This is a genomic window from Mucilaginibacter xinganensis, assembly GCF_002257585.1.
In the GTDB taxonomy this organism is placed as follows: Bacteria; Bacteroidota; Bacteroidia; order Sphingobacteriales; family Sphingobacteriaceae; genus Mucilaginibacter; species Mucilaginibacter xinganensis.
The window spans coordinates 2,070,884-2,092,759 of the sequence record NZ_CP022743.1 but is presented as its reverse complement, the minus strand read 5'-3'; the positions used below and the strand labels follow the sequence as shown (position 1 = coordinate 2,092,759).

At 40.6% G+C, this 21,876-nt stretch carries 12 protein-coding genes; 7 read left to right on the top strand and 5 right to left on the bottom strand.

The genetic code is table 11. From position 1 onward, the window contains the following. The first annotated feature begins 33 nt into the window (after window positions 1-33). Window positions 34-1,518: a gluconokinase gene (locus MuYL_RS09065; protein ID WP_094570252.1), complete on the top strand. Its 1,485-nt coding sequence runs from the start codon at window positions 34-36 to the stop codon at window positions 1,516-1,518. A gap of 89 nt (window positions 1,519-1,607) precedes the next feature. Here MuYL_RS09065 and MuYL_RS09060 read toward each other — a convergent pair whose 3' ends face one another. Then, entirely contained in the window at window positions 1,608-2,201 is a 594-nt protein-coding gene (locus MuYL_RS09060; protein ID WP_094570250.1) for a GIN domain-containing protein, read from the bottom strand. Between the two features lie 286 nt (window positions 2,202-2,487). Between MuYL_RS09060 and MuYL_RS09055 the strand changes: the two genes are divergently transcribed. Continuing rightward, window positions 2,488-3,006, top strand: coding sequence for a DUF892 family protein (locus MuYL_RS09055; protein WP_094570248.1), 519 nt, complete (start codon window positions 2,488-2,490; stop codon window positions 3,004-3,006). 109 nt (window positions 3,007-3,115) lie between these two features. On the opposite strand, the gene MuYL_RS09050 is transcribed toward MuYL_RS09055, so the two are convergent. Then, entirely contained in the window at window positions 3,116-3,715 is a 600-nt protein-coding gene (locus tag MuYL_RS09050) for a GIN domain-containing protein (protein WP_094570246.1), read from the bottom strand. 537 nt (window positions 3,716-4,252) lie between these two features. Continuing rightward, a complete protein-coding gene (locus MuYL_RS09045) occupies window positions 4,253-6,148 on the bottom strand; it encodes a RecQ family ATP-dependent DNA helicase (protein ID WP_094570245.1) in 1,896 nt (631 codons plus the stop codon). 155 nt (window positions 6,149-6,303) lie between these two features. Here MuYL_RS09045 and MuYL_RS09040 point away from each other — a divergent pair, with 155 nt between their 5' ends. Then, on the top strand, window positions 6,304-9,537 hold the full coding sequence (locus MuYL_RS09040; protein ID WP_094570243.1) for an amidohydrolase family protein: 3,234 nt from the start codon (window positions 6,304-6,306) through the stop codon (window positions 9,535-9,537). Window positions 9,538-9,654: 117 nt separating this feature from the next. Here MuYL_RS09040 and MuYL_RS09035 read toward each other — a convergent pair whose 3' ends face one another. Beyond that, the gene (locus MuYL_RS09035; RefSeq protein ID WP_094570242.1) at window positions 9,655-10,791 is read right to left on the bottom strand and encodes an alpha/beta hydrolase-fold protein; all 1,137 of its coding nucleotides are present in this window, start codon (window positions 10,789-10,791) and stop codon (window positions 9,655-9,657) included. 348 nt (window positions 10,792-11,139) lie between these two features. On the opposite strand from MuYL_RS09035, the gene MuYL_RS09030 reads away from it, so the two are divergent. The 3 genes from MuYL_RS09030 to MuYL_RS09020 all read left to right on the top strand — a co-directional run bounded on the left by MuYL_RS09030 (window position 11,140) and on the right by MuYL_RS09020 (window position 16,901). After that, on the top strand, window positions 11,140-14,112 hold the full coding sequence (locus MuYL_RS09030; protein ID WP_094570240.1) for a SusC/RagA family TonB-linked outer membrane protein: 2,973 nt from the start codon (window positions 11,140-11,142) through the stop codon (window positions 14,110-14,112). Window positions 14,113-14,126: 14 nt separating this feature from the next. Further along, window positions 14,127-15,740: a RagB/SusD family nutrient uptake outer membrane protein gene (locus MuYL_RS09025; RefSeq protein ID WP_094570238.1), complete on the top strand. Its 1,614-nt coding sequence runs from the start codon at window positions 14,127-14,129 to the stop codon at window positions 15,738-15,740. 72 nt (window positions 15,741-15,812) lie between these two features. After that, entirely contained in the window at window positions 15,813-16,901 is a 1,089-nt protein-coding gene (locus MuYL_RS09020; protein ID WP_094570236.1) for a SusE domain-containing protein, read from the top strand. Between the two features lie 176 nt (window positions 16,902-17,077). Here MuYL_RS09020 and MuYL_RS09015 read toward each other — a convergent pair whose 3' ends face one another. After that, window positions 17,078-18,364, bottom strand: a complete 1,287-nt coding sequence (locus tag MuYL_RS09015; protein ID WP_094572898.1) for a citrate synthase — start codon at window positions 18,362-18,364, stop codon at window positions 17,078-17,080. Window positions 18,365-18,904: 540 nt separating this feature from the next. Between MuYL_RS09015 and MuYL_RS09010 the strand changes: the two genes are divergently transcribed. Next, a complete protein-coding gene (locus MuYL_RS09010; protein WP_170309737.1) occupies window positions 18,905-21,793 on the top strand; it encodes a PAS domain-containing hybrid sensor histidine kinase/response regulator in 2,889 nt (962 codons plus the stop codon). Window positions 21,794-21,876 lie beyond the last annotated feature (83 nt).

Here is a 21,876-nt window from a genome sequence, read left to right as displayed (position 1 = left end):
TTAACATGTATCTTGCAGGCATAATTATAAACTATGGAATATGTTTTGGGGATAGATATTGGCACCGGCAGTGTAAAGGCTGTGGCGGTAAATCTTCAATTTCAGTCATTTGCTGATCACCAGGTTTATTACCCCTTCAGTTCGCCCAAACCCGGTTATCATGAACAGGACCCAGAGCAGATCCGGGCTGCTTTTGCTAACGTTATAAAAAGCATTATCCTGAAAATAGGCAGTGCTCCATTGGCGGTGAGCCTGAGCAGCGCCATGCACAGCCTTATCCCTGTAGATGAGCTGTGCCGTCCTTTAGCACCGATGATAACCTGGGCCGATAACCGCAGCGCAGAAATAGCAAAACGATTAAGAGGCACAAACAATGGCATGGCTATATATAAAGCTACAGGTACCCCTTTGCACGCCATGTCGCCGCTGTGCAAAATCATCTGGATCAAGGAAAATGACCCTCAGCTTTTCAGTAAAACCTACAAGTTCATTTCCATAAAAGAATATATCTGGCACCATCTTTTTAACGTTTTCGAGGTAGATCAATCCATTGCATCCTGTACCGGTTTATTTGACATTGAGCAGCTTACCTGGCATACTGATGCCCTGAAGCTGGCGGGGATAACTATTAAATCTCTTTCAAGGGTGGTAGCAACAGATTATTGCCGGTTATATGTTGCCGCTGAAAAAAATAAATATCTGCTTAGTCCCGATACACCATTTATTATTGGTGCCAGTGACGGCTGCTTAGCCAACCTCGGCAGCATGGCTGACAAACCGGGTATTGCTGCCATTACCATTGGCACAAGCGGTGCCGTTAGGGTAGCCAGCAGCATCCCCTTGCCTAATGAACAGTCAATGACGTTCAACTATATACTAAATAAAGAAACATTTATTTGCGGCGGCCCGGTAAACAATGGCGGCATAGCGCTGCAATGGTGGTTAAAAAATATTAATCCCGAAGCGGACGAAAGGAGTTACGAGCAGCTTTTTCAACAAATAGCAACCGTACCGGCCGGCTGTAATGGCTTGCTGTTTTTGCCCTATCTAACTGGCGAACGCGCCCCTATCTGGGACAGCGAAAGTTGCGGTACTTTTTTTGGTGTAAAGTTACCGCATACCCAGGCTCATTTTTCGAGGGCGGTATTAGAAGGCATCTGTTACGCACTGAAAGATGTTTTAGATGCTGTGCAGCAAACTTCTGCACCCATTACCCAAATTAACGTAAGCGGCGGCATTGTGCGCGCTGACCTATGGGTACAAACACTGGCCGATATAACCGGCAAAAAAATGGTGGTAGTGCAAAGTGAAGATGCATCAGCTATTGGCGCGGCATTTATGGCTTTAAAAAGTATTGGCACTATTAAAGATTACCCAACCTCTGATTTTCTGGGGCTAAAGACTTTTAACCCCAACCTGACTAATGTTGCAGCTTATGCAAACGGGTTTGTTATTTTCAAACAGGTTTATGAAGATTTAAAGGCAACTATGCATAAAGTTTACCAATACAATGGTTAATGCCTTTCAATGAGGTTTACTACTAAAAAAGCCACCCGCTTAAAGCGAATGGCTCCTGTTATATATATTGAACTTTTGCAAAAGTTTATTTAAAGACCAGCAAGGTCATTGTTATAAGCATTTTTAACTTCAGTATAATGAAGGGCGGTAAAGTTGTTGCTTTTTACGTTTGAATCAATTTCTTTATTAACAACCAATTCGGTAGCTGAACCTTTCAAGTCAGCTTTTGCATTATCTTTCACAATAACGTTAGCACTGAAAGTGTCAAGGTTTAAACGGGCAGAAGCATTGTCGTGCAGGTCAACATCAAATTCAATTTTTGAGAGGTTACCAAATGACTTTACTTCGGCATTGTCATAAGCTGAGATTGAACGCAGATCACTGGCACTTACCCAAACCACTAATTTTTCGGCTTTATATGATGTAATACGAAGCACGCCATTTTTGCTCTGTACCAAAGCACTTTCTGAATAATATTTGTTATAAACCTTTACCTGGTCAGACGATGCGTCAGAAACAAACAGTTCAACGTTTCCGTGGACTTCAATTTTATTTATTGCGCTGATGTCGGTTAACACGGTGTAGGTGTTGTTATCATTTTTTGCAGTGGCTGCGTATGTTGAATTTGCTATTCCTGACACTAAAACTAAGGCTGAGAATATGGTTAAAAATGCGGTTTTCATGATCTTTATATTTTGATTGTCAATTAATTATATTTTCTAAATTTTAAATACACCTATATGACGATCACACGTTGAAAACGTTACAGCAATATGCCCTGTATTAGGTATGAGCGTGGTTTTTCCCGGTAAATACGGAAATTTTGTCGGTGAAAAAATCCCCTGATAATTGTGGTTAGGTTTTATGCTGCATGCAATCCTGGTACAGAAACCATCCTTGCAGCATCAAACATTCCTCAAAACTATTTTTCCTTAAAACCGGGAGCCTGTTTTTTTGTTATTTTGACTTATGCAAAACCAACCCGAGCGCTCCCAAAAAATACATTTAGGCGATACCCGCCTCCGTAAGTTTTTTACCGATAATCTCGATAAAATATATTGTGCCAAAAAACACATGGTAGATCGTTTTCCTGAAATAGCCGGCCATGCTCATTTCAGCGATCTGAACCATGCGATAATGGAAACTGTTGATGACGTAAAAAAACAGATCATCAGGATGGACGAGATTTACGAGCGCCTGGGGGAACAAAATTCCGTAGCGGGTTGCAGTGGCCTGGCAGGTATGATTGAAGAAGCTTTTACTGCAATAAGCGAGCAAAAAGACGATACCGCCTTAAGAGACATGGCCATTCTTTTTTACCTCCAAAACATGGAAAGCGTCGAAATCGCCTCCTTCCAGGTGTTGCAAATGATGGCTGTAAAAATGAAAAATCAGGAGATCCTTCAGCTGCTAAAAGAAAATCTTGACGAGGCCAAAGATGACCGGATGCTGTTATTGCTTATTACCGCCAAATATGTTACCAGCTAATAAATCGCAACTTTTTCTAAAACAAGCGCGTTTGCCTTTAAAACAAAAAAGCTACCTGTTTAAAACAGATAGCTCCCGTAATATATGTTGAACTTTTGCAAAAGTCGGTTTACATACCTATCATTTCGTTGCTGATCTCAGCAGAAAATGATACCTTATTTTCGTAAAAATGGGCTACAGCAAAGTTGTTGCTTTTTACATTCGACTCGATATCCCTGTTCAGGTTTAATTCAGTTGCCGAACCTCTTAAATCAGCCCTTGCGTTATCTTTTACAGTTACGTTTGCATTAAAAGCATCTAAATTCAACCTTGCCTCAGCATTATCATGTAATTCAACGTTAAATTCAATTTTTGAAAGGTTACCGAATGATTTAACCTGTGAGTTGTCATAAGCAGATACAGAACGAAGATCATTGGCACTTACCCAAACCACTAATTTTTCTGCTTTATATGAAGTGATACGCAACACGCCATTTTTATTTTGTACGAGGGCGCTTTCTGAGTAGTACTTGTTGTAAACTTTTACCTGGTCTGATGACGCATCCGAAATATAAAGCTCAACATTTCCGTGAACTTCTATTTTATTAATGGCGCTCATGTCATTTAATACGGTGTAGGCATCTTTTGTTAAAGAACTTGCATAAGTTGAATTGGTTAATCCTGCTAATACAACAAACATTGTAATTACGGATAAAATTTTGGTTTTCATTTTTTTATTTATTATTGTGACTCTAAATGTTGTACTCTTCTATTTTTGAAATACAACCATAAGACGGCATCCATTTTAAAACGTTACAGTAAAACTTTACTTAATAGACCAACGCCTTGTTTTCGTCTGCAAAGGTGCACTTTTAATCCACGAATTTTTTCATCTTAGTGTAATTATTACACCTACTGAGTTTATAGGCATTACAGAGTTGATTATAATTTAAGACCCTCATTATCAATCACTTAATAAAATATAAACAAATTACTATTGGCTTTCAATCGGCAGCCATCGGTTTTCCCGCGGTAAATCTGATTTTTTGGCGGCGTAAAATTGGCTGGCGGCTGTATTTTTTTTCGTTCACGGTTCCGCTTTTTGAGGATCGGGTACAAGAAATACCGGATAAAAATGAGATTAGAATAATTATATGGTTTTATGATTGATAAAGAGAATGACTAATTCGCTACCAACGGCATAATAAAGAAAGAAGATCAATTTTAAAACTAAAGGGTAAAATCATTTTCAAACGGCTCAAAACCACTAACTAATCACCAGCTTCTCCCCTGCAAATTTTATCTTACCTGCGTCAAGTAATAGTCTTATGGTATCTATCCGCTCTTTCTCCGTTCCACTTTTTGCGGCATTTACCAGAGACCCCAGATCATGTGACGAGGTAGTTAAAATTTGGATCAGCTCGCTGGTAATGTCATCAAAAATTTCAGCAGCATTGTTTTGCCGCTTTTCTTCCAGGCATACGTCGCATACACCGCACTTGTCAGCGTTGTGTTCATCAAAATAAGTCAGTAACTGTTGGCTGCGGCATTTTTTAAGTTCCGCATAGGTAAATACAGCCTCCATCTTTCTGCGATAAGTGGCCTTGCGATCGTCAATTACTTTTTTGTTGATGTACAATGCATCATTATGTTGCCGTGGTTTTAACCAGGTAACCTGCGGCATGTCCGTTTGCTGCTGGTAGCTTAATATCTTATATTCATTGAGTTGCTTTAAGCCTTCAATTACCTGCTGCACGTTCATGCCGGCGCGCCGGGCCAGATCAAACTCCCTGATCCGGACGTAATTATCAAACGAACCTCCATATGACCGTAATATATTCTTGATGAATGCATCCCATCCCGGGTTCTGGATCTGGAAGTTATACAACTCCTCGTTCTGCACATCAAATTTAAACCGCGATGGTAAAAAAACACTTTCATTAAATGACAGGTATTCGTCCAGTTCTAAAAACTTAAGTGCGTTTATAGTTTTAATGCTATCCAGCTTAAAGCGGCTGCAAAAATCACCAAGATCAAGGTCAAGGCTTACGCCCTCGCCTGCCTCATAGGCCAAATGGTAATAATTGGCCAGGTAATGGTAAACCTGTTTAATTTCGGGTATGGTCGGAAAACTCAGTTCAAATTTATTTTCCTGCCTCAGCCTGTCGGCATAGTTATATAATAATACTCCATAGGCTTTTTGTTCATCCCGCCCTGCCCTTCCGGCTTCCTGATAATAGGCCTCCAGGCTTTCGGGCATATCCTTATGGATCACAAACCGTACATCGGGTTTATCAATGCCCATTCCAAATGCGTTGGTGGCTACTATTATTTGCGTATGATTAGTTTTCCAGCTTTCCTGTTTCTTTGATCTCAAACCGCTTTCCAACCCGGCATGGTAATAATCGGCCTTTATGCCATTATTTGTATAAAATTTGGCTATTTCGGCAGTTTCCTTGCGGGTACGCACATAAACAATCCCGCTGCCTTTAACTCCTTTCGCTATGTCAAGCAGCTTGCGAAACTTATCTTCCGTATTTTGAACCACATAACTGATATTTTTACGTTCAAAGCTTTTCTGGAAAACAACTGCATTTTTAAATAATAGCTTTTGCTGAATATCTTCCCTAACATCAGCGGTTGCGGTTGCAGTAAGCGCAAGTACAGGCACATCCGGGTGCAACTCCCTTAAATCAGCAATATGAAGGTAAGGCGGCCGGAAATCATAACCCCATTGCGAAATACAATGGGCCTCGTCAACCGCAATCAAATTCACCTTCATGTATTTTATGCGTTCACGAACCAGCTCAGAAAGTAAACGCTCCGGCGAAAGGTATAAGAACTTCACCTCCCCGTAAATACAACTATCCAGCGCGATATCAATTTCGCGTTTTCCCATCCCGGACACGATGGAAACGGCCTCAATACCCCTGGCTTTCAGGTTTTCAACCTGGTCTTTCATTAAAGCTATCAACGGCGAAACAACAATACAAAGCCCATCTTTTGCTAAAGCAGGAACCTGGAAACATATTGATTTACCTCCGCCTGTTGGCAGCAGCGCAAGTGTATCATGCCCCAGCAGAATAGATTTAATGATCTCTTCCTGCATGGGCCTGAAGGTATCGTGGTTCCAATAATGTTTTAAAATCTCCTGTAATGTCATTTCTTGTTTCGAAATTCCGATGTTCAATGTCAGACCTGATAATCTTATTGGTATCCCGCTAAAATTTATGGATTGTAAAGATACCTGCCAAATCGAAATTCCAAAATCCGAAATCCTTTTATATTCTTAAATTCGCAGCTATAATCAGCATATAAATGAAAGTTATCTACACTACACTCCTGTTTCTCTCGGTTTCCCTTAGTTTATTTGCACAAAAATGGAACATAGAAAACACGCCGGGCCCTTCAAAAAAAATAACAATAACAACAGATGAAGGCACCTGGTTGAATTTGGATGTAAGCCCCGATGGCAAAACAATAGTTTTTGACCTGCTGGGCGATATTTACAGCTTACCGGTTAGTGGTGGTAAAGCCACTTTACTAGCCGGCGGAAAGGCCTGGGAAGTGCAACCACGCTTTAGCCCTGACGGGAAACTGATATCCTATACAAGTGATAAAGAAGGTGGTGATAATATATGGCTGATGAATGCTGACGGAAGTGGCAAACACGCTATTACTAAAGAAAGCTTCAGGTTGTTAAATAATGCGTCATGGACTCCCGATGGTCAATACCTGGTAGCCAGGAAACATTTTACCGGCACCCGTTCATTAGGCGCAGGCGAAATCTGGCTTTACCATAAAACCGGGGGCGAAGGAATCCAACTAACTAAGCGGAAGAACGACCAGCAGGATGCCGGCGAGCCTATAGTTTCACCAGATGGCAAATTCATTTACTGGAGCGAAGACGTTACGCCCGGACCTAATTTTGAATACAACAAAGACCCCAATAAAGGTATCTACGCCATAAAAAGACTTAATCGCCAAACCGGGGACATTGAAGAGGTAACAGGTGGTGCAGGTGGTGCCTGCCGCCCGCAAATCTCGCCCGATGGCAAACTGCTTGCATTTGTTAAGCGGGTAAGGTTAAAATCAGTGCTGTTTATTCATAATTTAAATACAGGAGAAGAATGGCCCGTTTATGATGGGCTGTCACATGATCAGCAGGAAACATGGGCTATTTTCGGTGTTTACCCAAACTTTAACTGGACCCCGAACAGCAATAACCTGATCTTTTACGCAAACGGAAAAATCTGGAACCTGGACATTTCATTACTGAATACCACGCAGATCCCTTTTGAAGTAAGCACAACGCAAACCATTACCGAAGCGCTGCACTTTCAGCAAAAGGTTTTCCAGGATGAATTTACAGTAAAGATGATTCGCCAGGCAACCACCTCTCCGGACGGTAAAGTTATTGCTTTTAATGCGGCTGGACATATTTACACCAAGAGCCTTCCGGATGGTAAACCCACCCGAATAACCGCTACAACAGATTTTGAATACGAACCGGCATTTAGCCCGGATGGCAAATCATTAGTGTATGTTAACTGGACTGATGAATTAAAAGGTTCAATAAATAAGATTGACCTGGCCACCGGACTTGTAACCCGGCTTACTGCCGAAAAAGGTTACTATTATTCGCCAAAGTTTTCAAACAAAGGCGATAAGATAATTTTCAGAAAAGGCGAGGGCAATGGAACTTCGGGCTATACGTTCGGTAAAAACCCCGGCATTTATACGCTTCCTGCCAATGGCGGTAAACCTAAATTTATTATTAATAACGGTATATATCCGCAATTTTCTACCGATGACGCTAAGATCTATTATCAAAGTGAGGAGGGCGACAAAAAAGCTTATAAAGCAATGGATACTACGGGTGCTAACCAGCAAACCCTTTACACGTCCAAATATGCCACACAGTTCAATCCAAGTCCTGATGGTAAATGGATGGCTTTTACTGAGTTATTTAATTGCTATATAACTCCTATGGTATATACCGGCAGCCCGCAGGAGTTATCGGCGTCAAACAAAGCTATCCCGTTAAATAAACTTACCCGCGATGCCGGAACTTACCTGCACTGGAGTAAAGACAGCCAGAAGCTGATGTGGACGCTCGGTCCAAAATATTTTGTTAAGGATATTCGCAACGCGTTTCCTTTTACCGATGCAGGAAGCGACAAAACGCCGGCCATTGATACAGCTGGAACAGACATCAACCTAAAAGTAAAAACAGACGTCCCCACCGGTATTATCGCATTTAAAAATGCACGGATAATTACCATGAAAGGCGACGAGGTGATTGACAACGGAACAATTATTATTACCCAAAATACAATTTCGGCAATTGGAAAATCAGATGCCATTGTGGTGCCTGACAGTGCGAAAGTTTACGATTTAAGCGGAAAAACAATAATGCCGGGTATTGTTGATGTGCATGGTCACCTCGGCACCAGTCCGGATGGAATTTCGCCGCAGCAGGACTGGCATTACTACGCTAACCTGGCCTTTGGTGTTACCACCAGCCATGATCCGTCGAGCAACACGGAGATGGTTTTTAGTCAGAACGAGATGTTAAAAGCCGGTACAATGGTTGGCCCGCGGGTTTACTCGACCGGAACCATATTATATGGGGCTGATGGCGACTTTAAAGCCGTGATCAACAGCCTTGATGATGCCCTTTCAAATATCCGCAGGTTGAAGGCGGTTGGTGCGTTTTCGGTAAAAAGCTATAATCAGCCACGCCGCGAACAGCGCCAGCAGGTTATTGAGGCAGCGCGCCAGTTGCAAATGGAAGTTGTTCCCGAAGGAGGATCGACATTTTTCACTAATATGAATATGATATTGGACGGGCATACCGGCATTGAGCACAACATACCAGTTTGGCCTGTTTACAAAGACGTAAAAACATTGTGGAACGCCAGCAAAACCGGCTATACGCCTACGCTGATTGTGAGCTACGGCACTCAGTTTGGTGAAAACTTTTGGTATGACCGTTCTGAGGTATGGAAAAACGAGCACCTGTTAAATTTTACGCCACAAGCTATTATTGACGCACGGTCAAGGCGGCGGAGTACGGCTGAATATGGCGATTATGGCCATATTGAAGTATCAAAATATGTTAAACAGATTGCAGATGGCGGCACTAAGGTTAATTTGGGCGCGCATGGGCAGCTGCAGGGGCTTGGCGCTCACTGGGAACTTTGGATGCTTGCGCAGGGCGGTATGACGCCTTTACAAGCTATCCGTTGCGCCACAATGAATGGAGCGTTCTATCTGGGCATGGATAAAGAAATTGGTTCGCTGGAACTTGGTAAACTGGCTGATATGATTGTATTAAACGCTAACCCACTTGACAATATCCATAACAGTGAAAAAATAAAATACGTGATGGTTAACGGGCGATTGTATGACGCAGATTCAATGAACGAGATCGGCAACCGCGAAAAACCACGTTTACGCTTCTGGTGGCAGTTAAATAGAGGCGCGATAGCTGACTTGCCGGTTGGAAATACAGAAACTTACCAGTTTACAACGCAGGATGGCGATTAGATTGTAGTCTGACCGTCTCAAAAGTCCGGATAGAAAAAATAAAGCTCAGATTGATGGTTAACGCTAATATCTGAAACACACTTCTTTCTTTTCGGACTTTTCCAATTGCCACTTTTCCTATTTCCGGAAAAGCCACTCATAAAAGCCTGGAAAATCGCCACTCCATTGTTTTTCGTTATGGCCGGCACCCGGTATAATTACCACCGGCGAACGTTGTTTATCTTTAACCTTGTTTCGGATTAAGGCTCCCATTTTCTGCATATCAGCAACCATACTGTCACTTTCAGCATCTCCGCAAACAAAATAGAACCTGGAATTTTTCGATAGTGTTTGTTGCCCGGCATATTCGTAAATACGCGGAGCAATCCAAAAAGCAGGTGAGAATATTCCTGCATTTCCGAATATTCTAGGATATTTTAATGCAGCATACATAGATATCAGCCCACCCATTGAACTGCCGGCAATGGTTGTGTGTGCCGCATCCTTCCTGGTACGGTAGTGTTGATCAACATACGGTTTAAGGGTATTTACTATAAAATCAACATAATCATTACCCCTGCCCTTCCCATACTTCGAATCGTAAGGATCGTATTCCGTTATTCTAAAATCCCCCCCATGATCAATCCCAACTACGATACATTCTTTTTTGCCGTAAAACTTGTCCAATATTTCATCAATACCCCATTCGCCGTAGCCTGATGTATAGCTATCAAATAAATTCTGCCCATCGTTCATATAGACAACCGGAATTTTTTTTCCTGATGACAGGTAATCCGCAGGCAGGTAAATCCAAATACGGCGTTGCCTGTTTAGCTGCGGTATATCAAACTTATCATTAAGGATATGCACCTGCCTGCTTGCGGTATGAACCTTTTCTTCAGCGGCAAAATTATCCTGCCAGCCATTTATATTCAACGTTACAGTAGTATCGCTATTAATTGAGAGCATACGGTTATCAACAGGCTTCCCAATCTTATCACACTCAACCGTTTGCCAGCTGCCCCGGGTAACTTTGAAATGGTAAATTCCTTTTGAAAGCTCCTTAAAAAGATGGTAGGCCCCGGTAGAATCTTTCGCTAATTCCCAGGCCTTATCGGCGGGGTTCCAGCCGTTAAAATCACCCGCTAAAAACAGGTGTCTCTCAGTTGCTTTCGGAGCAATAAAAACACCGGTTTTAAAGGTGATTTTTTGCTGTCCAAACAACAAAAAACTTTGGCTAAAAAGCAAAAACGCGCAGAAAATATTTTTTTTCACCGTTAATAAATGTCTTGTTAACAATTATTTTCCGGGAACGTTCCCGGAAAATCGTTACATATTAGTAAAATTGTCGATTGTGTAATTTTGACACTTAGAAAAATACAAATCTTTCTTTCCTGTTAAAATTACGGGTAAAAACCTAAAAAATGCTAACAAAAACGTTACAATTTACTGTTTCGTTAAAGTTAATTTAACATAAATAAAGCTTATTAAAATTATCTTTTATATAACATTTGCATTTATTACTTCTAAATGTAAATTAGGCAGTGCTGTTTCAGCAAAAATAAAAAACCAATTGTACCCGGCATATTTGATGCCCTAATTTAATTTAAAACTAAGAAGTATATGAGAAAAAATTACTCAAAAAAGTATGTCCTCTTGTGCGCATTTCTGATGATGTCAGTTGTTGCATTTGCGCAAACTGGAGGCATAAAAGGCAAGGTGGTTGACGAAACAAGCCTCGCCCTGCCAGGAACATCTGTTACGATAGATGGAACAACCTTAGGAGCCACTACCGATGGCAATGGCGACTATGCTATTACCGGCCTAAAACCGGGCAACTATTCAGTTACCGCAAAATTCTTAGGCTATATAGCTTTTACAAAAACCATTACTGTAGGGAATTCAGTAACAACTGCTGATTTTACCTTGAAGCCACAAAATACCAGTTTAAATGAAGTGGTAGTAGTGGGCTACGGCACACAGCGCAAAAAAGACCTTACGGGATCAGTAGTATCCATTAGTGCCAAAGATTTTAACCAGGGCCCTATTACCACGCCTGAGGCTTTGATCTCGGGTAAAGTATCAGGGGTTCAAATCACCTCAAACAGCGGCGCGCCTGGTGCAGGAAGCACTATTCGTATTCGCGGCGGAGCTTCAATAAGCGCCAGTAATGATCCTTTGATCGTTATCGATAATGTTCCCGTAAGCAATTCAGGCATTGCCGGTATTGACAATGCGCTGGCAACCATTAATCCAAATGATATTGAATCGTTCAATATTTTAAAGGATGCATCTGCAACAGCCATTTATGGCTCACGCGCGTCAAATGGTGTAATTATAATAACCACCAAAAAAGGCAAAAGCGGTAAATTTGCAGTTGATTTCAGCACTTTAAATTCACTTTCAAAGATAGTTAAGGAAGCACCTGTATTAACAGCAGCGGAATTCCGGGATGTAACAAGCAGCGCGCAGGCAGGCTTAACTACCGCTCAAAAAGGATTGGTTGGTACTTCAAATACTGACTGGCAGAGCCTGATTTATCACACAGCATTTTCCACAGATAATAATATAAACTTTTCCGGCGGCATTAAAGGTTTACCATATCGCCTGTCAATTGGTTATTTAGACCAGGATGGAATTTTAAAAACGGATAACTTAAAAAGAACCACCGTAGCTTTAAACTTAAATCACGACTTTTTACACCAAAGCTTAAAGATCGACTTTAACGTTAAAGGAACATATACTGATAGAAAATTTGCAAATCAGGGAGCTATAGGCGCTGCGGTAGGTTTTGATCCTACGCAACCGGTATATTCGGGCAACAGCAATTACGGTGGCTATTTTGAATGGCTTGATGCAAGTGGCAACGGAAACCCAAGCACTTTGGCTCCGCGGAATCCACTGGGACTATTAAACCAATATAATTCTAACGGTTACACCAAAAGAACACTTGGAAGCTTAACGCTTAATTACACTTTCCCATTCTTAAAAGAATTACAGGCTAATGCAACTTTTGGCGGTGATATTACCGACGGCATGGGAAATACCTATATCCCCCCTACTGCTGCTTCAAACTTCAATCAAACCTATAAAGGTTCATATAGCCAATATTTTAGCGAGAACTATACTTATACTAACGACTATTACCTGAAATACACTAAAGATTTCAAGAGCATTAAGAGTCATTTAGATGTACAGGCCGGATATTCATATCAATACTTTCATTTTTACACTAAACCTGAAAACACTTACGCAGCCGATAAAACAAATGTGACTTCAGCTGCAGCGGTATCGTTCCCGGGACAGTATTATATAGAATCTCCTTTCGGACGTGTTAACTTTACTTATGATGACAAGTACCTGTTAACGGCAACAATCCGTGACGACCGCTCTTCAAGATTCTCTGAATTACGCCGTAACGGTTACTTTCCTTCCCTTGCTTTGGCATGGAGACTTAAAGAAGAGCCGTTCTTTAAAGCAATGAGTTCTTTATCTGATCTTAAATTAAGAGTTGGTTATGGTATAACAGGCCAGCAGGACATCGGCCCACTATTCCCTTATTTGGCTGTTTATGATCCAAGTAACTCAAGTGCAGGCTACCAATTTGGGAGTGCCTTTACCAATACATTGCGTGCTGATGCCTATAATACACTTATTAAATGGGAACAGACTGCGACATCAAATATCGGCTTTGATTACGGCTTCCTGAATGGCAGAATAAATGGCAGCATTGACTACTATTACAAAAAGACAAAAGACCTTTTGTTTGATACCCCGGTACCCGATGGCACAAACCTGACTAACCACGTTTATGCAAATATTGGTAACCTGCATTCAAGAGGTATTGATTTAAATATTAATGTTAACGCAATAAGCACTAAAGATATAAGCTGGAATATTGGTTACAATGTTTCATTCAACAGAATTACTGTTGACAATATATCTGCAACAAAAGACCCCAACCAAAGCATTGCAACCGGTGGTATCCCCGGAGGCGTTGGAAATACCATACAGTTGTTAAAAGCCGGTTATACTCCATACCAATTTTATGTGTATCAGCAGGTATATGGAAAAAGCGGTATGCCACTTGAAGGCGTATATGTTGACAGAAATGGCGATGGCAGTTCCCTTAATGACAAATACTTATACAAACATCCAAACCCTACCGTGTTTATGGGCTTTAACTCAAATTTAGCCTACAAAAAATGGAACCTGGGTTTTACCATGCGGGCCAATCTTGATAACTACGTTTATAATGCCGTTCAGGCAAGTAACGGTGCTTATGCCGGTTTAAAATTCCAGGGTTATTTAAACAACCTTCCAAACAGCATCTTGAAAACCAACTTCTCCCAGTACCAGCTTTACTCTGATTACTATGTTGAGAATGCTTCATTCCTGCGCATGGATAATGCTAATCTTTCGTACAACTTCGGTAAAGTTGCCGGACTTAGGAGCCTAAGAGTAACAGCTAACGTTCAAAATGTATTTGTTATCACCAACTACACAGGTCTTGATCCTGAAGTATCATCAGGAATAGATAACAATATCTATCCACGGCCACGTGTATATTCTCTTGGTGTAAACGCGTCGTTTTAAGAAATTAACATATTATGAAATATAATATAAACATGAAATTAAAAACATTAAATAAACTGCCATTCATTATAGTAATGTGTGTAGCAGTTATAGCAACCTCTTGTAAAAAGAACCTTACGCCCGAAGGCCAGTTAACTACGGCAAGCGTTTACAAGGATTTTAATAACTATAAACCTGTTTTGGCAAAGCTGTATACAGCATTCGCATTAAGCGGCCAGCAAGGACCTGCCGGCAACCCGGATGTTGCGGGTATTGACGAAGGTTTTTCCAATTATCTGCGAGAATTGTTCAACATGCAGGAGCTTACTACTGATGAGGCTCAAATTGTATGGAACGACGGCACGGTTCATAACCTGCATGATATGACCTGGAACTCTCAAAATGAGTTTATCAGGGCTATGTATGACAGGATATTCTATGAAATAGCTTTAGATAACGAATTTATTCGCCAAACTACCGACGCTCAATTATCAAAAAACGGAATTACCGGCAATAACCTTGTATTGGCAAAACAATACAGAGCGGAAGCCCGTTTTTTAAGAGCACTTGCTTACTATCATGCAATTGATTTATACGGCAGCGTTCCTTTTGTGACTGAAAACGACGAGGTAGGTGTATTTTTCCCGAAGCAAAAATCCCGTGCCGAATTGTTTGCTTATGTTGAAAGCGAACTTAAGGCAATTGATGGAGACCTAGGCAATCCTCGTTTTGAATATGGCCGCGCAGACAAAGCTGCAGCCTGGACATTGCTTGCCAAACTATATCTAAACGCACAGGTTTATACCGGAACGGGCCATTATACCGAAGCTGTAACCTATGCAAGTAAAGTGATTGCGGCAGGTTACACACTTGAGCCAAACTTTAAGAACTTGTTTCTTGCTGATAACAATACCTCAAACGAGATCATTTTTCCGATTGAATCAGACGGGACCCATACCCAGGGATACGGAGGTATGACCTATTTAATCCATGCATCTGTAGGTGGAAAAATGGACCCTGCCGCATTTGGCATCAATGGTGGCTGGGCTGGTTTACGTACCACCCCTCAATATGTGTCTTTATTTAGCGATGTAACAGGCAATACGGACAAAAGGGCGCTATTTTTTACAGATGGCCAAAATTTAGACATCAATGATGAATATACGTTTACGGATGGATATGCCATTCAAAAGTTCAGGAATGTGACATCAGCCGGAGTTAAAGGTTCTGATGCGACAGGAAACTTCCCTGATACGGATTTCCCAATGTTTCGTTTGGCTGACGTTTACCTTATTTACGCCGAAGCGGTTTTACGCGGCGGTGCAGGCGGCGACCCGGCTACTGCCCTTAGCTATGTTAATAAAGTGCGTACAAGAGCTTATGCAGGAAGCACGGCCGGCAATATTACTCAAGGGGAGTTAACACTTCCATTTATGTTGAACGAACGTGGCAGAGAGTTACTTTTTGAAATGCAAAGGAGAACAGACCTGATTCGTTTTGGGAAGTTCACCGGCGATTCATACTTATGGCAGTGGAAAGGTGGTGTTAAAGGCGGAACTTCCGTTTCATCAAACCTGAACATCATGCCTATCCCATCTACCGATATAATTAACAACCCAACACTGGTGCAAAACCCAGGGTATAAATAGCATTTAATATTAAGTAAGGTGTGGTAAAACACCTTACTTGTATTTTGTTTAAAACCAATTAGAAAAAGAAATATGAAATCGATTTTTACAAAATTTTTTGCATTGAGCAGCATTGCGCTGTTAATGCTTGCATCCTGTAAAAAGGATGGGATTAAGGTTGTGGCCGATACAGGAAAGAGTGGAGTGCTTCAGGCTTCAGCTACTACTTTAGTACTGGATAAAACAAAACTGACCGATACATCAAAAGTGATGACTTTTAGTTTTACCCAGCCGGATTTTGGTTATAGTGCCGCAGTTACTAATACCCTGCAAATTGATGCGATGGGCGATAATTGGGCTAAACCATCCACAGCTGTAATAGCTGCAAAAAAAGGAAAGCAAAGTTATTCAACTGCTGATTTTAACAATCTATTATTAAAATTAAACCTGGCAGGTGGGGTTACCGCCCAGGTACAGGTACGCATTCAACATTCGTTAGGAGCCGGTGCACCACCGGTTTATTCAAATGTGCTTACGCTTACAGTTACCCCATTTAATTTAACCTCGTTTTTGTACACAGTAGGTGCGTACCAGGGATGGGATATTGGTCATCAGGATAGTTTGATGTCTGCTACGAGCAATGGTATTTATACCGGTGTTTTAAACTTTACTGCAGGCAACAATCAATTTTTGATCGTACCGGGTAAAAATAGCTATGATAACAAATATGCTACTAACGATCCTCAAAATACAACCTCCAGCACGGTAGCGGTTGGCGGACCTAATAACTTATACGCTCCGGCCACCCCGGGCTTTTATACAGTTACGATCGATATTAACGCTAAAACCATTTCTTTTACCCCCTTTACAGCGTATTACAGCATTATTGGAGATGGGGCTAAAGGATGGAATGCCGGTGATGATGTTGACATGAAATCTGCCAACGATGGCAGCGGATTATGGTCCGTTACGCTTCCATTAGTTTCAACCGGGTCAATCAAAGTTAGAAAAGGCCACGATTGGGCAACAAGCTATGGCATTCCGAAAACCGGGGCTGATGGCGTTACGTTATCATCTTCAGACGATAATAATATCCCTGTACCTGTTTCCGGTACATATAAAATTACCTTTACGCCAAATGCAGATGATACTAAAGCTGCTTACACTTTGGTAAAACAATAAAGAAAGTTGATTTGATTAATAAAGGCCCGTATGGTTAAACCCAGCGGGCTTTTTGCTTGTGATACCTCAACGTAATCAATTATTCCCTCGTAATAATACCTGCCCATATCCCAAAAAAAATGGCTCACAATTCAATTTAATGAACGATGAACCATCTTCTGCGAAATAACAGGAGTTTACCTGTTTTTTATATCCACATAATCCCTGTTTGTAGCGCCTACATAAATCTGGCGTGGGCGGCCAATAGGTTCTTTATTTTCTTTCATTTCTTTCCATTGTGCAATCCACCCTGGGAGGCGGCCCAATGCAAACAATACAGTGAACATATCAGTAGGAAAACCCAAAGCCCGGTAAATAATACCTGAATAAAAATCGACATTTGGATACAGTTTACGCTCAACAAAATATGGGTCTTTCAACGCTACCTCTTCCAGCTTCTTAGCTATCTCAAGCACTTCGTCGTCAATACCCAGTTTTTCTAAAATATCGTCACAGGCTTTTTTAATGATCTTTGCACGCGGATCGAAGTTTTTATAAACCCGGTGACCAAATCCCATTAAACGGAAAGGGTCATTTTTATCTTTTGCTTTTGCAATCCATTTGTCGGTATCGCCCCCATCCTCTTTTATCTTTTCAAGCATTTCAATTACAGCCTGGTTTGCGCCGCCATGCAGCGGGCCCCACAAGGCAGAGATTCCGGCAGAAACTGAAGCATAGATGTTTGATTCTGATGAACCCACAATGCGAACCGTTGATGTTGAACAGTTCTGCTCATGATCAGCATGCAGTATAAGCAATGTATTCATTGCGCTAACTATAACCGGATCTATTTCAATTTGCTCTGTACGCTGCCCGAAGGTCATATACAGGAAATTGGTTACATAGTCATATTTATTCTGTGGGTAGATCAGCGGGTGTCCTAAGGATTTTTTGTAAATCCAGGAAACAACAGTGGCCATTTTAGCAAGCATTTTTATAATGCTCAAATGAAGCTCTTCTTCCGTCTGCAAAGATTTTAATGACTCCGGATAAAATGCAGACAACGCACAAACCAGCGAAGACAGCTGTCCCATAGGATGAGCTTTTGACGGAAAACCATCAAAAAACTTTTTCATATCCTCGTGTACCAAAGTGTGCCGGCTTATTTCATACTGAAAATTTGCAAGTTCTTTCTCAGTAGGCAGCTCACCATGGATAAGTAAATAGGCAACTTCAATAAAACTTGATTTTTCAGCAAGTTCTTCAATTGGGTATCCACGGTATTTCAAAATCCCAAGTTCGCCATCTAAAAAAGTAATTGCGCTTTTGGTTGCGCCTGTGTTTTTGTAGCCGGTATCAAATGTTACATATCCGGATTGATCCCTTAATTTTGAAATATCAATAGCTTTTTCACCTTCGGTACCCTCAATTACGGGAAGATCATAAGTTTTATCGCCAATTTTTAATTGTGCTGTCTCCGACATAGGAAAATATTTTATTTGCAACAAATGTAACGAAATCTGCGTATTAATAACCCTTAAGATGATTGACAATTTGTAAAATTTTCATGCCATATCATTTCCTAAAGCTTGTTATTTTACCTCACCTCATTATAAATTGATTTGAAAAACACGTCCGGTATATCATTAAAAAACAGGCTTCTATTACTTTTACAAAGTGATAGTACAATCTCCGCACCATTGCTCATTGGTTTGTCTATTGCTGGCCCTGCACTTCATTACCTGTGTTTTTATAACTCATTTGATCCTTTGTGGCTGCGTTTGATCAGTAGTGGCCTTTGCTTGGCTACCCTTGTGTTTTTATTTTACCCCGGTAAATTTTTAAGCGCAGCAAGTCAGTACCTCGCTATAATATCTTTTTTAACAATAAACAACTACTTATTGAGCAAAAACGGATTTGAGCATGTTTACCTCTTTAATTCAATAATGATTTTTATACCCCTCACGCTGTTTTGCAGAAAAAGATGGGAATTTGCCGGTTTGAGTATATTTAATTTAATAGCAATGATCATTGCCTACTCAATTGCTTCAAAGGTTTCCATCTCTGTCGCCGTTCTTATCGTTTTAATGCTTACGTTCACGTGTATAACTTATGTTTCTTTTTTAATAAAGACAGCTAATAAGCTTCGTTTTAACAATGCGATGAGCAATGTTATTGATTTAAACCGGAGCCTGCTAATTAATGATGAGCAACTGCGACAAAGCGAAAAAAAACTCGATGCTCTTATTAACTCGTTAAATGACGTAATTTTTGAATTTGATGAAAATAAAATTTGTTTAAACACCTGGTTTAGCCGCATGGACGGCAGGGCTATTAATCCTGAAACATGCATCGGGAAACGCCTGAGCGAAGTTTTGGGTAATGAAAAGGCGCAAAAATTCGACGACGCTATGGATCATGTGATTAAACATCATGAGCCAGTTTCAATAACTTATCAATCTGACTTTGGGACAGGACAATGGTTTGTGGCCAAACTGGGGCCGGTGTACGACCAAAGCGGGAATTACACTTCACGTATCTCCGCGTCTGTTACTGATATATCTGAACAAAAAAAATATGCAGACGCCCTTAAAGAAAATGAAAATTTATTGCTTGAAGCACAATCAATTGCAAAAATTGGCAACTGGTATTTTGACGTTTCAACAAGGGAAACATTTTTATCCGAAAGCCTTTACAGCATACTGGAGGTAGATAGTATTCCTAAAAACGTTGAAAAGTTTGACTATTATTTAAACCTGATCCACCCGGATGACCGCAAAAGGGCTTATGTTTATTTTTCAAACATTCATGATATCGGCCACAGTGAATTTGAACACAAAGTTATCACGCCAACAGGCAAAACCAAATATATAAGCGTATTAAAGGGCAAGTTGCTAAAAGATAGTGCAGGAAATATTAAACGCATAAGTGGCATTTTACAGGATGTAAGCGAAACTAAGCTATCAGCAAAGAAAATAAAGGTTAGCCAAACTGAATTGGTTGAAGCGCAAACTATCGCTAAAATAGGAAACTGGAATTGGGACATTGCTTTAAATAACCTTACCTGGAGCGACGAGATCAGCAACATTTTTGAAATTGGACCGAAAGCAGTTGCTGAAAACAGTATTGTCAAATTATTGATGAAGTACGCACATCCAAATGACAGGCATATCCTAAAGCAGCACTTAAAAGACATTTCAAACATTACCAATACATCGTACGAGTACAGGATAATTACACCGGGAGGACACGTTAAGTACCTAAGCATCATAGTAGGAAAATTATTGCGCAGAGACGATGGGGCTGTTCGGAAAGTTATTGGTACCATACAGGACATAACAGACAGGAAACAGGCGGAAATAGATTACTTAAGAACTGAAAATAAATATAAACTGGTATTGGAAACCATTAAATTACCTGCTATATCAGTTGATAAAGACGGCAACCTGATTTTCTGTAATAAGTTTATGGCGCATATTCTTGGTTATGAACAAAATGAAATATTGGGCTTAAACTGGTTAGAAAAATTCTTACCGGAAGATCAAAGACACGGTTTATCCAGATGGTTCATTAACGGTTCATTTGAGGCTCAATACATTAGTTCGGTGATATGCCGAAATGGAGAGCAACGCAATATTAGTTGGCAAAATACAGTGAGCTATGATGAAAACGGAAATATAAGAGAAGTTACGAGTATTGGTGAAGATATAACTTTAAGACAAAGGGCAACACAGGCTTTAATCTCGGCAAAGGAGGAAGCGGAAAAGTCGTCACATTTTAAATCGGAGTTTTTATCCATTATGAGTCACGAGATCCGAACACCAATGAATGCGGTTATCGGAACAACTAACCTGCTGCTGAGCGAGGACCCGTCGCCGGAGCAACTTGAGTATTTAAATATTTTAAAATTCTCGGGTGAGAATTTATTAGCAATTATAAATGACATTTTAGATTATAACAAAATTGAAGCCGGAAAACTGGCACTCAATACCTTGCCGTTTAACATTGTAACGCTTGCTCAAAAAATAAAACAGACTTTCTATTCCAGGGCTATTGAAAAAGATCTTGAAATCGACCTTTTCGTTGATCCCGCTATTCCTGAATATTTAATTGGCGACCAGATCAGGCTCGGCCAGGTAATAAACAACCTTTTAAGTAATGCTATTAAGTTTACGCATGAAGGGAAAGTTAGTATTCACCTAAATAAAGAAACAACGGATGATAAGCAGACAACTATAAAATTTACCGTTTCAGATACAGGTATAGGCATCTCTCCACAAAACCTGGCACTCATATTTGATCCGTTTATGCAGGAATCGCAAAATCATGATAATGACTATGGTGGCACCGGTTTGGGGCTCGCAATTACTAAACGCCTGATTGAACTTCATCAAAGTGATATTTCAGTTTTCAGCGAACCTGGAAAAGGAACGAAATTCTCATTTTCAATTTCTTTTAATATAGCTAAACAAATAAAACACGGCGATCTAACTCCTACCGCCAAAACAAACATTGACCGCAGCTTACCGGGCATGCGTGTACTTGTTGTTGATGACAATAAGATGAATTTAATGATCGCCTCCAAATTCCTGAAGAAATGGGATGTGGAAGTAGATGAAGCCATCAGCGGAGAAATAGCTATTGAAATGGTAAAAAGCAATAGCTACGATCTGATTATAATGGACCTTCAAATGCCGGATATGGATGGATTTCAAACAACCCGTATAATAAGAAGAACAAACCCCGACATTCCTGTTATCGCCCTAACCGCTGACGCTATGCCCGAGACGCATAACAAGGCCCTGGCGGCTGGCATGTGCAACTATTTAACCAAGCCTTTTGTGCCAGATACTTTGTTTGAAAAGATAGCTGGACATTATGTCCCGGCAGAACGATTAGCTGACCAACCATAATTGATTGTCTGAATTGTCCCGAAGTAATTGATTAAGTCAAAAAAAAGCAACTATAGTTATAACACTCCCATTTTTAATCTCCC